Source organism: Shewanella sp. HL-SH4 (assembly GCF_051164845.1).
Lineage (GTDB): Bacteria > Pseudomonadota > Gammaproteobacteria > Enterobacterales > Shewanellaceae > Shewanella > Shewanella glacialimarina.
Window position 1 is genome coordinate 2,187,437 of record NZ_CP195037.1, and the last position, 15,173, is coordinate 2,202,609.

Consider the following 15,173-nt stretch of genomic DNA (forward strand, 5'->3'; position numbering starts at 1 on the left):
GCTAAATTAATCTATTTAAATGATTATATGGCACAAACAAAACAGCCATCTATACGATGGCTGTGGTTGTTTAGATTAACATTAGGCGTTAAATGTTTCTTTCTTTTTTAAGTTGTAAAAATTGCTTCCACTTTACCACTTCTGGTGGTAACTCTGGTGTTGCACCTTCATACCCCGCTTCTAACACTAAGGTGTCAATCGGCACTTGTTTGCCTTTACATATAAATACGCCACGGACATGAACAATACAATGCAAACCGCGTGCGGTGACAAAACGCTGCTCAATATAGAAATATTTTTCGTCCCATCCAACCACTTTAGTTTCAACTTCAAACTTTTCAAATGGCTTAATATCACGGATATAAGTGAACTCAGATGCATTAACAATTGGCATCCACTTCATCTTAAGAAATTTTTTCATTAATCCCATATCGGCGATCATATAGGTACGTGCCAAGTCCATAAATGCAGGGTAGCGTGAGTTAGTGAGATGCAGATTTACATCGCAATCAAACGGCAGCGCTCGATAACTAATCTTGCTAGTGCCTAAAAAACCAATGCCAGGACAATGGCGAATGCGCCACATGAATAACCACACTAATCGAAAATAAAGATTCATTTACAACCACTCCTTTATGAGTGCCACAGGCTAGCAGAGGTCATACCAGCGAGCAAGTAGAGTTTTCGCGATTTTCGTGGGTGTTTGTGCGTTGAGTTGATTGAACTTATGTGGCTAGGACATTATTATAGCGCTGCTGAATTTCAGCATTAATTCTCAGGGCGGGGCGAAACTCCCCACCGGCGGTAAATACTTATGCCTACTTATATGGTGTAAGCATAAAGCCCGCGAGCGCTCGATTCGTCGAGGTCAGCAGATTTGGTGACTTAGTTTATTACTATTTGGTAATAGCTAATATTCCAAAGCCGACGGTTAAAGTCCGGATGAGAGAGAATAGCAACACCATCAGTAGACTCTGTCCACTGATGCAATTCTATTTGGCGTAAAAACCCTCTTCAAAGCCCTGGTTCTGGTATTTTTTAGGAGTAAACCATGAATCAGTTATCTTTACTTGCACCTTTTGGTGATCCAATCGAACGCGTTGAAAAAGCTATTATTGCCTTACAACAAGGTCGGGGCGTGTTATTGCTTGATGATGAAGATCGTGAAAACGAAGGCGACATTATCTATTCAGCACAGCACCTAACCACAGAGCAAATGGCATTAATGATCCGTGAATGCAGCGGTATTGTGTGCTTATGCTTAACCGATGAGCAAGCTAATAAGCTTGAACTGCCACCTATGGTGATGGATAACAACAGTGCTAATCAAACGGCATTTACGGTATCGATAGAAGCCAAAGTTGGCGTGACCACAGGTGTTTCAGCAGCTGATCGTGTTACTACAGTTAAAACGGCAACAGCAGTACATGCTAAAGCCAGCGACTTAGCAAGACCGGGGCATGTGTTTCCACTGCGCGCCCGTGCTGGTGGAGTGATGTCGCGTCGCGGCCATACAGAGGGCACAGTTGATTTGATGCAAATGTCAGGTTTAGCGCCTGCTGGTGTGTTGTGTGAACTAACCAATGAAGATGGCACTATGGCTAAAACACCACAAATTGTTGCCTTTGGTTTAAAACATAACATGCCAGTTCTAACGATAGAAGATATGGTAATGTATCGCTTAAAGCATGATTTGAAATTAGCCTAGTTGATTTAACGGACTTAATAGCTTTGTGAAGTACTATTGCTGGAAAGAGGCGCATAAGCGCCTCTTTTATTATCAGCCAGCGTACTAGATTAAGCCTGCTTATATGAGGGGTAATGACATTAAAGTGCATCTATAAAGACTTGGTATTGGGCCATTGTCTTAGCCTCAGTTAACATTCCTTTGTGGATCCACACTTATAAAAGATGCCATATACCAGAGTGTTTTTTCATCCATCCAGTCGTTGGGAGTGAGTATTTAGTCAAAATAGCTACAGTGCTAAGGGGAAATAATATAGATTATTTGACTGAAGTGTCGATGACTGACATTACAATTCGATAAAGAGTTGGTTCAATAACTTTTTGATCTGTTCATCATCTTCTTTAAATTGAATGCCTACATTTACTTTGCCATTTTCAAAACGACTATTACATACTCTGGCGGGAATGGTAATTTCAAGATCGCTAGGTGAGCGAAGCACAACAAAGATATCTTTTTGGTTTACGGTCACTTTAGGGTTATCGGTTTTAAAAACAAAACCACAACCTTTTGCGGAAATATCAGAAATAATGCCCTTTAATTGGGCTGCTTTTTTAACCTCTTGTTCGCCTCTTGCGACAAGAGATGCCGGTAAATGGGTGACATAACGTTGATGAGTACGTAGTTGTCTATTTTCAATTTTTTCTGGGTAGGTTAAAAATATAAATTTTTCAGGAATCTTAGTGATATTTCGAATGGTGGCTTTAAACGCGTAACACTCCCCTTGTTGACCTTCGAGTAGATAACGAACAACAACCACATTGCCTTCGGTCAACACATCGCTGTAGTTATTCATATTCTGTGGGGCGGGATGTTTTAAGATAATATATTGGCCTAAATCATAACCTGCTAACGTCGCTTTTATACGTAGTTTAACAGGATGGTCAATTTGTAAATCGACGATTTTTCCTGGTTTTAAATCAAAGAAAATAGGCTGTATATTGGCTGTCAACGTTCAAGTCCGTTCATAGATTATTATTAGTATGGAGGCCTGTTAATGTATTGTGATAATCCCTATAAGGCAATTCTTTTTATGCCAATAATGGATAAACGCCCTAAGTTATCAAGTGTGGATGTTTCAATTTAAAGAAAAGCGCCATTAAGGCGCTTTCGTTGTTTACAGTATTTTGTTAAGCAGCAATACCACTATGTCTTAATAGGGCATCGGTATTAGGTTCACGTCCCATAAAGCGTTTAAATAGCTCCATGGGTTCTTCACTGCCGCCCATTTCGAGTATGTTGTGTAAGAAACTTTTGCCTGTTTCTGAGTTGAAAATACCTTCATCTTCAAAGCGCGAAAATGCATCTGCAGACAATACTTCAGCCCACTTATAGCTGTAATATCCCGCGGCATAGCCACCGGCGAAAATATGGGCAAAGCCATGTTGGAAGCGGTTAAAACCAGGCGGTGTTAATACCGCAATCTTACTGCGTACTTCATCTAAAATACCCTGAATATCGGCGCCCTTAGCAGGATCAAACTCATGGTGCATTCTAAAGTCGAATAACGAGAACTCCAACTGGCGCAACATCATCATGCCAGATTGGAAGTTCTTTGCTGCTAACATTTTATCCAGCAATGCTTTAGGAAGTGGCTCACCGGTTTCAAAGTGGCCTGAAATTTCCGCTAATGCTTCTTCTTGCCAGCACCAGTTTTCTAAAAACTGACTTGGTAATTCAACCGCATCCCATGGCACCCCATTAATACCTGATACGCCGCCAACATCAACTTTGGTGAGCATATGGTGAATGCCGTGGCCAAATTCATGGAATAAGGTAATCACTTCATCATGGGTAAATAAAGCCGGTTTACCATTTACAGGGCCATTAAAGTTACAAGTTAAATAAGCAACTGGCTTTTGTAGGCCAGTAGAGGTAATACGACGACCTCGGCAGTCGTCCATCCATGCTCCACCACGCTTACCTGTGCGGGCATATAAGTCGAGGTAGAAACTGCCTCGGTGAATATTTTCTGCATCAAAAATATGGAAAAAACGCACATCTTTATGCCAAGTATCAAATTGTTTTTCTTCTTTAATGGTTAGCCCAAAAAGCTTGTTTACCGTAAAGAAAAGACCTGATAAAGCTTTGTTTTCAGGAAAGTACGGGCGTAACACTTCTTGGGATACTTCATACTTATGCTGTTGCAGTTTTTCGGCATAGAAGCTTAAATCCCACGACGCCATTTCGGTCACATTGAAATGTTCTTTTGCGAAGGCACGAAGTTCAGCCAACTCGCTAGCAGCTTGATTTTTTGAGCGTTCACCTAATTCATTTAAAAAGCCCAGTACTTGCTCAGGGGTTTCAGCCATTTTGGTTGCCAAAGATTCATCGGCATAGCTTTTAAAACCTAATAAGTTAGCAATTTCATGACGTAGTGCAATAATTTCATTCATGTTGTTGCTGTTATCAAACTCACCGGCATTCGGGCCCTGGTCTGATGCGCGTGTCACAAATGCACGGTAGCATTCTTCACGTAACTCACGGTTTTCACTGTAGGTCATAACAGGTAAATATGATGGAAAATCTAAGGTGAATAACCAACCTGCTTGCTCATTTTCTTCAGCCATGGCTTTTGCTGCTGCTATAGCGGACTCAGGAAGACCAATTAACGCTGATTCGTCAGTAATTAATTTTGTCCATGCTTGAGTTGCATCGAGTAATTGGTTGGAAAAATTGCTGGTCAGTTCTGAAAGACGTTTCACTATGTCGCCATAACGGACTTTATCTGCATCACTTAAGCCAATACCCGATAATTCGAAATCACGTAGGCTTTGTTCAATCACCATTTTTTGTGCCTGGGTTAATTGGCCAAAATCCGCGGACTGGTGAATCGATTTATACGCTTCATATAAGCCTTGGTGTTGGCCGACATAGGTGCCGTAATCCGATAATAGTGGTAGGCAGTCATCGTGTGCTTCACGCCATTCATCATTACTAACAACTGAATTCATATGAGAAACCGGCGACCAGACTTTACTGAGCTCATCATCAACTTCTTCGAGTGGCGCAATTAAGTTATCCCAAGTATATAGACTATTCTTTGCGAGGAGTTCATCAATGCTGTTGCGGCAGTTTTCGATGGCTTGTTCTACAGCTGGCTTGATGTGTTCAGTTTTTATTTGTGAAAAAAGCGGTAATTCTGTGCCACTTAGCAATGGGTTGCTCATAATGTTTCCTCGAAGAGTAGGCGTATATGATCTTTATTAGGGCGACAGGGTTGAATTTCAAGTCAAATAGGCTGTTCGGATAAATCGGAGTATGCCTAAGAATACTCTATCAGGCATTACCTAGGTTAAAAACTGACTAAAAAAAGTGATTTTGCTCCCGATTTGCATTTACATGCTATTTGCGGTGCAACTATTGACAACTAGATCGCAAATGCAATTCGTTATTATTATCTTTCTTACGGCTATTAGTTAGTATTATTAAAATTGTTAATTTCTGTTTCGATGAGTCAATAATCATTATGGCAAAGTTACCTTCTGTTTCAGCAAGCATGAGTACTTATATTTTAAGTCAGGTTTATCTTTTGCGAACCGCGATGATGGGGCTCACCTTGGCAGGTATCCTTTTAACATCGTCAGTTCAAGAACTGTCAGCGTCTGAGTTTGCATTAGATATTGCTTGGGATAGCGAGTATATCTCCGAAGGGCGCAATAACCTCGATAAAGGCGGCATTGCCTGGGGCGTTGCGAGTGTGATTCAAGATGATTTAATGGCTTTTGTAGCATTAGGCCGCGGTGACCAAACACATTATATTGAGTGGGATTTTGGTGTTGAATACACTGTTCATTTACATGAATACCTTGACGCTACGGTGGGTTATCAGCGTTTAGAATTTTATGGCGATGAACGCGGTTCAGACAATGAGTTATTTAGCTCAATAACTTATACCGGAATAGATTGGTTAGTGCCTGCAGTGAGTTACACCTATGCTACTGAAGCCGCTGGATTTTTTGTTGAAGCAAGTTTACATAGCCCGTGGGATATTACTGAACAATTTATTGTGACGCCTTATATTCTCCAGGGCTTTGACTTTCAATATGCAACTGAACAACATGATGGTGCCAACCACATACAGTTCGGTGTTGAAGCGGGTTATGCACTATCTAATAATGTTGAATTGTCTGCGCATTTTAGTCGTACCAAAGCATTAGAGGATATTAAGCGTGAAGCGTTAGCTGATGGCACGACAGGCAGTTTAAGCGAAACCTATGGCGGCGTGCATATTAACTGGGTTTTCTAATTCGGCTAATGCGATGTGCCTCCTTTATTTGAAAATTTAGTCTACACTTTAAAGCGCAACAGGATGGTTGTGTTTTTTATTACCTCAATTTTTGCAAGGATGCATTATGAAGCGCCTCATTTTATTTTGTTTTGTCCTATTTTCTCTAATTTGCCTATTAAGCCTAAATCAAAGTGTTGCCGGCGATGATTGGGCAGAGCTAACTGCCAATACAAAGTTAAAACAAACTGAGCTTAATAATCAATCAGCAGTAAAGCTTGGTAAAGATGGTGTTTATGACAGTGAAGGTAAACCTATTAAGATAAGTCAGCCTTCATTTTCACTTGAGTATGATGCTGAAGAAGCATTAGTTGCGCCATATCGGTTACAAAATGCCACAAAATCCATTAAAGGGTCAGGAAAAACATCCTCCAAAACAAAATCATCCGCAGCCGCTAAAATGGCCGATGATCCCAGTTGTCGCTGGTTGCATAATCGTATTACCTATTTGCAAGGTAAAGTTCGAACAGAAAACCGCCATCAACAACATTTTGAAAAAGAGTTGTCCGCTAGGTTATCTGAGTGGAAATGTTTGCAGTGCGCAGGAAAAGGCCCTTCTCAGGGTGATCACGACCGATGCCAGTACAAACGTTAACGCGAGTTTATTAATGGCACCTAGCATCCAAGTCGTTTCCTCCCTACAATAGCCATATCAATTGCAGCGGAGATTATCATGGCTCAACATTTTGACTATATTGCTTTGGGTGCCGGCAGTGGCGGTATCGCATCAGCAAATCGTGCAGCAATGCGCGGTGCAAAAGTATTAATTATTGAAGCAAAACATGTGGGTGGCACCTGTGTAAACGTAGGGTGCGTGCCTAAAAAAGTGATGTGGTATGGTGCGCATGTCGCAGATGCCATGAATCTTTATGCCAAAGATTATGGTTTTGATGTCACAGTTAATAAATTTGATTGGAACACCTTAGTTGATAATCGTGAAGCTTACATTGGACGTATTCACGAAGCCTACGGCCGTGGTTTTGCTAGCAACAAAGTGACACTACTAAACGGTTACGGCAAGTTTGTTAACAACAACACCATTGAAGTGAATGGTGAGCATTACACCGCCGACCATATTGTGGTCGCAACCGGTGGTGCGCCGACTATTCCTGATATTCCAGGTGCCGAGTACGGTATCGATTCAAACGGGTTCTTTGAACTACGTCACCAACCAAAACGCGTCGCCGTGGTTGGTGCGGGTTATATTGCTGTTGAGCTAGCAGGCGTATTACATGCCCTTGGTAGCGAAACTCATTTATTAGTGCGTAAACATGCACCTTTGCGCAACTTTGACCCTATCTTAGTTGATGCGCTTGTTGAAGCAATGGCAACAGATGGCCCAACACTGCATACTCACAGCACGCCAAAGCAAGTGATTAAAAATGCTGATGCAAGCTTAACGCTAGAGCTTGAAAACGGTAATAGCATTACCGTAGACACGCTAATTTGGGCGATTGGGCGTTCACCAGCAACGGATAATATCGGTCTTGAAAATACTGATGTTACTTTAAATGCCAAAGGTTATGTAGTAACCGATGAGCAACAAAATACTACCGCAAAAGGCATTTACTGTGTTGGCGATATTATGGAAGGTGGTGTAGAGCTAACTCCTGTTGCAGTCAAAGCGGGGCGTTTATTGTCAGAGCGCTTATTTGGTCAAATGCCGAATGCTAAAATGGATTACAGCCTGATCCCTACTGTGGTGTTTAGTCATCCTCCAATTGGTACTATGGGGCTTACCGAACCCGAAGCGATTGAGCAGTACGGTAAAGATAAGGTGAAAGTCTACACCTCAGGCTTTACCTCAATGTACACAGCTGTCACAGCACACCGTCAAGCTTGTAAAATGAAGCTAGTATGTGCTGGAGATAATGAAGTGGTAGTAGGTATTCACGGTATCGGTTTTGGTATGGATGAAATTCTGCAAGGGTTTGGTGTTGCCATGAAAATGGGCGCAACCAAAGCAGACTTCGATTCAGTAGTCGCTATACATCCAACAGGTGCAGAAGAGTTTGTTACTATGAGATAATAGCTATCGCTATTAATAGACAAAAAAAGCAAACGACAGCGTTTGCTTTTTTATTGTCTGAGCATTTATTCCAATCATGTCTTTCATATTCATGCCGTTGGCGGTGAGTCTAAATGATACTAAAGTAGGGTTTATCAACGCTTTAAAATCAATAGACTATGACAATCGATAAAAAGATCGTAACTCCTCATATTATCGTATAAGACTTAGATTAGCTAAATGCTTTTCATTGGTACTGCCAGATTAGGTGGTGATAGTAAAGTAACGATATAAAGGACATCGTATTTCGTATGTATAGTTTAAGCTCAAACCTCAAAATCAACCTTACCCATATCCCTCACTCGAATGCATTTATCTGGATTATTGATAACGTCATTGACGATTTCGATAAAGTGCTGCATTACTGCGATAAAATTGCTTATTTTAATCCTGTAGGCGCAGATGGAACGCTTTTTCCAGGCATGCGTGACGAAATGCCCAAGCCTTACTATCGATTGCTTTCCAGTTTATTCAACCGTTTAAGCGAGCACCCACAAGGGCATATTTTTAAACAGTTTCAGATCATTAAAAGCTGGTTGTCAAAAGTGACTTTGCCCCCAGAACAACTTGATGTAATACAAACAATGCCACATTTTGATTCATTATCAGTTAATCATATCGCGGCAGTGCATTACCTAAATGATAATTGTTTGGGAGGAACAAGTTTTTATCGTTATAAAGGCATCGATAAACTACAACTAGCGCATGAGGATAAAGCGGTGATTTTAAAAATGGTGGAAGAGGTGAAACAAGCCGCCGATGTAAGAGGGGGTTATATCAACGAAACGGATCAATTTTTTGAAAAAGTGTTTTCTGTTGATGCTAAATCTAATCGGTTAATCATTTATGCTAGCAATATTCTGCACAGTGCTAATATTACTGAGGCAGTGGAGTTTGACAAATCATCTTCTTACAATCGCACCACAATTAACTCTTTTTTCATTGTGAATTAAAGCCTTAGGTGATTGATTAGTTAGGGTTGACTTGTGCGTTCCTACTTTGACCTTGGGTTAATAACCAAGTTTTAAAGTCTTTCAACGCAGGGATACGTTTATTTGAATGACCTATCAATTGGGTTAGGGCGTAACTCAGCTGGTGGTATAGTTCAGGGGCATCATATTGCTTTTGTGCATCATCAATATTAATCAGCGCACCCCGCAAATATTGGATAACCAATTCCACTCGATCAAAACCGTTTATTTCACCAATTTCTTTAATCGCATCAGCATTCCAGTGATAATAAGCCGCTGCCAATGTTTTGAACTTCTCTTGAAATGCATCGCTGCTCTTACTGAGAATGTCATCATTGGGCAGTACCCGTTCAATAACAAACATCTTTTCAGATAAAATTGAATATAAGCGCTGGCAATGATGGTAGATAAACCGAGTATAAGGGTCGAGGTATACTTCAGAGTCTTTGCGCGCCTGTATTAACCAGCGCTCTAGTTGATCACACCCTACAGCTACGATTAAATCAGCTTCGCTATTAAAATGATTATAAATTGTTCCCTTTGAAATCTGGCTAGCTTGGACTAAATGAGAGCGGCATAAGTCAAAGGTTTTATGACCTTTTAAGCAACGCTGTGACACGTCAACTAAGTACTTACCACGTTGATCCCAGCTGCTCATATTACATTCCTCACACTTTATAAAAGATCTTTACTACAGCATCACATTTAAACAGTAACAAACTTCTAACTTGTTGGGCATTGAGTAATACTGGTAGCACTATGAATAATATCAATAGCCCATGTTAAAAATAGAATTGCTTGAAGGTTTTATCGCTGTTGCACAAAGCGGCAACTTATCAAAAGCGGCCGAAAAGATATGCCGAACTCAATCGACCTTGAGTTTGCAAATCAAAAAACTGGAAGAGAGTGTTGGCCAAGAATTATTGATTAGGGGTAACAAAGGCGTAACCTTGACTGAGTCAGGTAAAACGCTATTGAACTATGCCTATAAAATGACTCAACTGCATTTACAAGCGTTAGATGATTTGAAAGATTGCGTTAATCGTGAGGTTATTCGCCTTGGTGTGCCTACTGATTACATCAAACGATACTTAAAGAGTTGTCTGTTGGAGTTTATTCGTGAGTTCACCTGTATTGAGTTGGTTATTGATACCGACGTCAGTGGTAATCTTTATAAGCGTTTGAAGCAGGGGGACTTTGACTTAATAGTGGCAACACATTGGCAGCCACCCGTTCAAGGTGAATTGTTGTTTGAGCGAAAGTTTATTTGGGTTGCAGCTAAAAATGGCCAAGCACATTTACGTAGCACTATTCCAATGGCGCTTTATCCTGAAAATTGTCCCATTCGTGCCCAAGTGTTTGCTAACCACCAACTTTCAATGCGGCCGATCAACGTGCTGTTATCAACGCCTTCTCCTGACGCCTTGTGTATGGCGGTTGAAACTGACCTTGTGGTTGCGCCTATCGCAGAATTTAGGGTTACAGATAAAATGCAAATACTTGACCCGATAGAGCACGGATTACCGCCTTTACCGATGTTTAATGAGTCATTGTATGTTAATCCTGAAACACAGACAGCTACTACGCTACAACTTATTTCGTTGTTAAAATCGAATGTGCAAGAATTAGCAGACGTTCGCAGCGTTAATTAATCTCGATTAACGAACTTATAAAAATGCCAATCTTATTAAGATTGGCATTTTTAAAATTTAATCTTCATTACCGCTTTTACAAAGAATAAAACTGCAATGGAATTTATGCTATTTATTCCTTATGTTTATCGTACTTAAACGTATGGCAGTTGCTGCAGAGTGGTTTTTTAACTTTATGCTCACCATGACATTCTTGGCAAGGTAACTCTTTACCATAGTGAAGGTTATTATGTGGATTTTGCCACTTTTCTTCTTCACTTCTGGCGGTTTGCTTGGCCAAGTCATCAACATCATGGCACTGCAAACAGGCTTGATCTGAGGGATACTGTTTGATGCCATTGTCATGGCAGCTTTTACAATCTTTACCGATAACATCTTTGTGGTAATCTCTAATTTCTACTGCTTGAACTGATAAGCTGGTTAAGCTAAGTAAGCCCAGTGCAAGCATAATTTTTAATGTTTTCATCAATAACTCCTCTTGTATCTGGTCTTTACTAAACGGTCATCATGCTACGGGCAGCGGTCATTCCCATTACCATGCACTCTGGTATTGAACAGCTACCTAAGCGGCTAACACCGTGAATACCACCACACACTTCACCAGCAGCATAAAGGCCAGTAATCGGCGCGCCAGTGAAGCTATCTTTAACTTCCGCCTTGGTATTTACCATCACACCCCCTTGGCAGTAGTGTACTTTTGGCCATAAACGCACCACAGTAAAGGGGGCTTTAATATACTTGCCAGCAGCTTTAACCATATTCTTGCCAAACTGTGTGTCTTTACCCGTTTTGACATAGCCGTTATATTCTTCAATTTGAGCTTTTAATGGCTTAAGTGGCACATTAAAATGCTTTGCTAAATCTTCAATTGAATCAAACTTCCAACCTACATTGTACTTAATTACTTTTTCAGTATTAGGGTGCTTTTTAGAGTCTTCAAAACTGGTGATTAAAATAGGCGGTAATGGATTACCTTGCTCATCACGACAGGCTAATTCAGCATCTGCACGTATTTTTCTATCGGCAATTTCATCCATAAAACGCTGGCCGGTTAAACGGTTAACCGCGATAGAATGTGGGAAGTTGTAAATAGCATAGTTAGACACATAGCCAAAGCCACCTTCATCAGGTGATGCCCATGGACCAGATTGGATATGCGCAAGATGCACAGGAATTGCGCCAAGACGGAACATTTCAAACATTCCTTCACCTGTAGCGCCTGGAGCATTAGTGCAGCCCACTTAAGCGGTAAGCGTTGGGTCTTGTGCCATTCTTAAATTAACATTTTGTGCAAAGCCACCAGTGGCCATAATCACACCGCGTTTGGCGCGAATGTTGAGCACTTTACCAGGCTGGTCTTCACCAAAGTGGTAATTGTCACGCATTTTAACACCCAACACTTCGCCTTTATTACCGACAAGAAAGCCTTCAAATTTTGAACGATTGTGGGTTTTAACACCTAAGTCGCGACACTTATGCAAAAGTGGTTGGGTAATTCCTGCGCCACAGCTCACTGTAGTTTGGTAGGTTCTTGCTACAGAGTGGCCGCCTAGTTGCTGTAAATATGGATGGTATTCAGAACCCGCATCCAAAGTCATTTGCAATGCTTCCATTGCATGGGAGGCAACATGACGTAATAGTGCTTCGTCGGCAATACCACGACCTGACGCTAATTGGTCAGCCACCATGCGATCAACTGAATCGTCTACGCCTTCTGTCTTTTGCATCGGCGTAACGGGTGCGGCAAATAACCCACCATTGATAGATGAGTTACCACCAAAATAAGACATTTTTTCAAAAATATGAACGTCTTTAGCGCCTAACTTACTGGCTTCAATGGCTGCGGCTAAGCCTGCAAAGCCAGAACCAATAATGACAATTTCAACTTCTTCGTCCCATTTAACGCCATCCGCTTTTTCGGATATAGCCATTGCTGGTGCAACCATGGCTGCTCCTGCTGCTACACCTAGGCCCGCGATAAACTTACGGCGCCCTAATAGATCTACATTGCTCATGGCTCATCACCCCTTTCTAATATTCGACACAATAAGAATAAAGGCGGAATCAATTCCAAAATGGGAACTGATGGCCGTTTTAGGCTAATAAATGAACGGATTGTTAATACTCAAAAGTAGGTAGCAATTTTGTTGATGGTGTGAGCTTTCTCACGAGTTGGAATTGATTCCAAATAGTCATCGCGTCATTTTTGTCAGTTTGAAGTTCTGCTGCATAAATCGGTTAGAAGACCGTTGGCTGTAAGATCAGTTATGACCATCGCAAAGGCATAAATTGCTATACAAATAGGTGATAACTTTCAATAATACTCCCAATCATCTTTAGCTGGATCTCATTATATGACTGTCGAAATTGAACGTAAGTACCTTGTACATAATGACCAATTTAAATCACTTGCTCACCGCTCAACTCGAATTGTTCAAGGGTATTTAAACTCTGAAAAGTCACGCACGGTAAGAGTCAGAATAATGGGCGAGCAAGGCTTTTTAACCATCAAAGGCATTAGTAATCAAGCCGGTTTGTCACGCTTTGAGTGGGAAAAAGAAATCAGTGTGCAAGAGGCACAAGACTTGCTCAAATTATGTGAACAAGGGGTGATTGATAAAACCCGGTACTTGGTGGAATATCAAAACCAAGTATTTGAGGTTGATGAGTTTTATGGTGATAATCAAGGTTTGGTAGTGGCTGAACTTGAGCTAGAAAGTGAACAGCAAGTGGTGATAAAACCGGATTGGTTAGGTGAAGAGGTGACTGGCGATAATCGTTATTACAATTCTTCATTAATGAAACAGCCTTATAGCCAATGGGCTTAAGCTGTTATCGGTTTCATCTTTTGTAAGCGAATAAAATGCCGTTTAAATTGATATTTAAACGGCATTTTAATATTGGCAGTGTTTGAGTTAATTCTCTTCACATAAATTTTTACCAACAGCGTAACAACTTGGTTGTCTTGGGCACACTGCGCCGCGTGAGCAAATTAAGCGGGCGTCATTTTTAATGCCGCGTTCAATCCAATTAATGTTAAGAATTTTAGCCACACTGGTGAGATCTTGTTTGATGTGCCTTGGAATAACCACAGAGCCACCATTAGAGGCGCACGCTTGTTTCAAATCATTGGCAATCGACAGTGAATCTTTACCCTGGGCATCAATGGCTGGGTTTAAATCAATACCTGCACACAACACATGTGGATTACCCGCTGAGTCTTCAACCTTAATAGATTCACAGCAATATATTCGCGGTTGATTACCCACATTAAGAATCGAAATTTGCGCTGACGTACCAGATGACGGCTCATTAATCATTCTGAACACCGCCCAGTGCTGACAAGGGTCTTCCACTAAACGCATGTTGCCCCATGGCAGCGGAATACCATTGCCGCGATATACCGCTTTTAATTTGCCTGGCGCATAGGCATCAAAGAAGTGCCAATGTGGGTAAGGGGATACCACCGTCATACGGCGCATGGCAACTGATGCCGAAACCTGTAATTGCTTGTGCACGCTGATTTCATAGCCGTGACGATCAAGCAATTGCCTAAAGGGAACCTTGGGACACAATAAGGCACCGGCAAAAAAGCTTGATTCAAAATCACGCCAGGCATGCAAAATATCTTGAGCATTAAGGGTGTTTGACTGCGGAATACCGTTGTCATCACCTTCTTCTTTTCGCCCTGAGGTCATCACCGACTTTAAGCCATCTTTATTGTGTAATACACAATGGCCAATATGCACCGCTAAATCATATTTCAAACGATGAGGTCGATTCTTCAAGGTGTTGTTTAAGTAAATCGTGCCGGGTGGTTCAAAAAAAGAGGTGACTAATTGATGTGAACTTGCGCCCATTTCATCACGAATTTCTTGCGGAGTGCGGTCAATCCACTTAATCACTAATCCCATTCTGGCGGCAATGGTGAGCATGTCATCGGCCATTAAGGGCATACGTTTTAAACCCACATCTTCAGCGGCACGCTCTAAATCAGGAAAATGATTTTGGTGATGCTCTTGGTGCGCGCGGATTAGCAAGTGGGCAAACTGCCTGCCCGATGTACCGGTTTGCGACAGCATTTCGGGTATCGCAATTTGTAAAATATCATTAGAGAATAAAAAGCTTGGCTCTAGCGGCATACCACTAATGCCACCTTTATTGCCTTTTTCAGGCGTAATAGCGTGATCTTCTGGCACGTCATCCAGAAACCAGCCGACTTCTTTTTGGAAAACCACTGCGATAACCGCAAGCATATCGGCACTTGGCACACGCTTACCACGTTCAATCATAGATAAATATGACACAGAAGGTGAGTTGTTAGCGTCTACCCGCATACAGCGGGCAGATAAGTCTTCCATGGTTAAGTTGTTGCGTTTACGCAAGTTTCTTATTTTTGTGCCCAAAAAATGGGTCTTTCGCATCAAGCTTTTATCATTTCTCATTTTGT

At 41.3% G+C, this 15,173-nt stretch carries 13 protein-coding genes, 1 pseudogene and 1 riboswitch; of the genes and pseudogenes, 7 read left to right on the forward strand and 7 right to left on the reverse strand.

Annotated features, from left to right (window positions below):
* Positions 1 to 88 precede the first annotated feature (88 nt).
* The gene (locus ACRWQL_RS10585; protein ID WP_434927564.1) at positions 89 to 619 is read right to left on the reverse strand and encodes a thioesterase family protein; all 531 of its coding nucleotides are present in this window, start codon (positions 617 to 619) and stop codon (positions 89 to 91) included.
* Between the two features lie 148 nt (positions 620 to 767).
* A riboswitch (FMN riboswitch) is annotated at positions 768 to 958 on the forward strand.
* Positions 959 to 1,051: 93 nt separating this feature from the next.
* Between ACRWQL_RS10585 and ribB the strand changes: the two genes are divergently transcribed.
* Positions 1,052 to 1,708 (forward strand): 3,4-dihydroxy-2-butanone-4-phosphate synthase, encoded by a 657-nt coding sequence (gene ribB / locus ACRWQL_RS10590; protein WP_434927563.1) that lies wholly within the window; start codon positions 1,052 to 1,054, stop codon positions 1,706 to 1,708.
* A 325-nt stretch (positions 1,709 to 2,033) separates the two neighbouring features.
* On the opposite strand, the gene ACRWQL_RS10595 is transcribed toward ribB, so the two are convergent.
* Positions 2,034 to 2,696, reverse strand: a complete 663-nt coding sequence (locus tag ACRWQL_RS10595) for a PilZ domain-containing protein (protein WP_434927559.1) — start codon at positions 2,694 to 2,696, stop codon at positions 2,034 to 2,036.
* Between the two features lie 178 nt (positions 2,697 to 2,874).
* Positions 2,875 to 4,914 (reverse strand): oligopeptidase A, encoded by a 2,040-nt coding sequence (prlC, locus tag ACRWQL_RS10600; protein WP_434949841.1) that lies wholly within the window; start codon positions 4,912 to 4,914, stop codon positions 2,875 to 2,877.
* Positions 4,915 to 5,213: 299 nt separating this feature from the next.
* Between prlC and ACRWQL_RS10605 the strand changes: the two genes are divergently transcribed.
* From ACRWQL_RS10605 to ACRWQL_RS10620, 4 genes are all read left to right on the forward strand, one after another.
* Positions 5,214 to 5,993, forward strand: coding sequence for a hypothetical protein (locus ACRWQL_RS10605; RefSeq protein WP_434949842.1), 780 nt, complete (start codon positions 5,214 to 5,216; stop codon positions 5,991 to 5,993).
* A 106-nt stretch (positions 5,994 to 6,099) separates the two neighbouring features.
* On the forward strand, positions 6,100 to 6,627 hold the full coding sequence (locus ACRWQL_RS10610) for a hypothetical protein (protein WP_434949844.1): 528 nt from the start codon (positions 6,100 to 6,102) through the stop codon (positions 6,625 to 6,627).
* A gap of 78 nt (positions 6,628 to 6,705) precedes the next feature.
* Positions 6,706 to 8,061 carry a glutathione-disulfide reductase gene (gene gorA, locus ACRWQL_RS10615; RefSeq protein ID WP_434949846.1) on the forward strand — a complete coding sequence of 452 codons (1,356 nt, stop codon included), beginning with the start codon at positions 6,706 to 6,708 and terminating at the stop codon, positions 8,059 to 8,061.
* 290 nt (positions 8,062 to 8,351) lie between these two features.
* Positions 8,352 to 9,053: a DUF6445 family protein gene (locus ACRWQL_RS10620; protein ID WP_434949847.1), complete on the forward strand. Its 702-nt coding sequence runs from the start codon at positions 8,352 to 8,354 to the stop codon at positions 9,051 to 9,053.
* Between the two features lie 16 nt (positions 9,054 to 9,069).
* Here the strand turns inward: ACRWQL_RS10620 and ACRWQL_RS10625 are convergent, their stop codons facing one another.
* Positions 9,070 to 9,729, reverse strand: a complete 660-nt coding sequence (locus ACRWQL_RS10625) for a TetR/AcrR family transcriptional regulator (protein ID WP_434949849.1) — start codon at positions 9,727 to 9,729, stop codon at positions 9,070 to 9,072.
* Between the two features lie 121 nt (positions 9,730 to 9,850).
* Here ACRWQL_RS10625 and ACRWQL_RS10630 point away from each other — a divergent pair, with 121 nt between their 5' ends.
* On the forward strand, positions 9,851 to 10,723 hold the full coding sequence (locus ACRWQL_RS10630) for a LysR family transcriptional regulator (RefSeq protein WP_434949851.1): 873 nt from the start codon (positions 9,851 to 9,853) through the stop codon (positions 10,721 to 10,723).
* A gap of 112 nt (positions 10,724 to 10,835) precedes the next feature.
* On the opposite strand, the gene ACRWQL_RS10635 is transcribed toward ACRWQL_RS10630, so the two are convergent.
* The gene (locus tag ACRWQL_RS10635) at positions 10,836 to 11,189 is read right to left on the reverse strand and encodes a cytochrome c3 family protein (protein WP_434949853.1); all 354 of its coding nucleotides are present in this window, start codon (positions 11,187 to 11,189) and stop codon (positions 10,836 to 10,838) included.
* Positions 11,190 to 11,217: 28 nt separating this feature from the next.
* Positions 11,218 to 12,738 (reverse strand): annotated as a pseudogene (locus ACRWQL_RS10640) (flavocytochrome c).
* A gap of 339 nt (positions 12,739 to 13,077) precedes the next feature.
* Between ACRWQL_RS10640 and ACRWQL_RS10645 the strand changes: the two are divergent.
* A complete protein-coding gene (locus ACRWQL_RS10645) occupies positions 13,078 to 13,551 on the forward strand; it encodes a CYTH domain-containing protein (RefSeq protein WP_434949855.1) in 474 nt (157 codons plus the stop codon).
* An 87-nt stretch (positions 13,552 to 13,638) separates the two neighbouring features.
* On the opposite strand, the gene ACRWQL_RS10650 is transcribed toward ACRWQL_RS10645, so the two are convergent.
* Entirely contained in the window at positions 13,639 to 15,168 is a 1,530-nt protein-coding gene (locus ACRWQL_RS10650; RefSeq protein WP_434927552.1) for a DUF3612 domain-containing protein, read from the reverse strand.
* Positions 15,169 to 15,173: the final 5 nt, after the last annotated feature.

Excerpts from the sequence above, each read along its gene's own strand:
- ACRWQL_RS10605 (WP_434949842.1), top strand. The coding sequence starts at position 5,214 with ATGGCAAAGTTACCTTCTGTTTCAGCAAGCATGAGTACTTATATTTTA.
- ACRWQL_RS10635 (WP_434949853.1), bottom strand. The coding sequence starts at position 11,189 with ATGAAAACATTAAAAATTATGCTTGCACTGGGCTTACTTAGCTTAACC.
- ACRWQL_RS10645 (WP_434949855.1), top strand. The coding sequence starts at position 13,078 with ATGACTGTCGAAATTGAACGTAAGTACCTTGTACATAATGACCAATTT.
- prlC (WP_434949841.1), bottom strand. The coding sequence starts at position 4,914 with ATGAGCAACCCATTGCTAAGTGGCACAGAATTACCGCTTTTTTCACAA.
- ACRWQL_RS10630 (WP_434949851.1), top strand. The coding sequence starts at position 9,851 with ATGTTAAAAATAGAATTGCTTGAAGGTTTTATCGCTGTTGCACAAAGC.
- ACRWQL_RS10650 (WP_434927552.1), bottom strand. The coding sequence starts at position 15,168 with ATGAGAAATGATAAAAGCTTGATGCGAAAGACCCATTTTTTGGGCACA.
- ribB (WP_434927563.1), top strand. The coding sequence starts at position 1,052 with ATGAATCAGTTATCTTTACTTGCACCTTTTGGTGATCCAATCGAACGC.
- ACRWQL_RS10625 (WP_434949849.1), bottom strand. The coding sequence starts at position 9,729 with ATGAGCAGCTGGGATCAACGTGGTAAGTACTTAGTTGACGTGTCACAG.
- ACRWQL_RS10620 (WP_434949847.1), top strand. The coding sequence starts at position 8,352 with ATGTATAGTTTAAGCTCAAACCTCAAAATCAACCTTACCCATATCCCT.
- ACRWQL_RS10610 (WP_434949844.1), top strand. The coding sequence starts at position 6,100 with ATGAAGCGCCTCATTTTATTTTGTTTTGTCCTATTTTCTCTAATTTGC.
- gorA (WP_434949846.1), top strand. The coding sequence starts at position 6,706 with ATGGCTCAACATTTTGACTATATTGCTTTGGGTGCCGGCAGTGGCGGT.
- ACRWQL_RS10585 (WP_434927564.1), bottom strand. The coding sequence starts at position 619 with ATGAATCTTTATTTTCGATTAGTGTGGTTATTCATGTGGCGCATTCGC.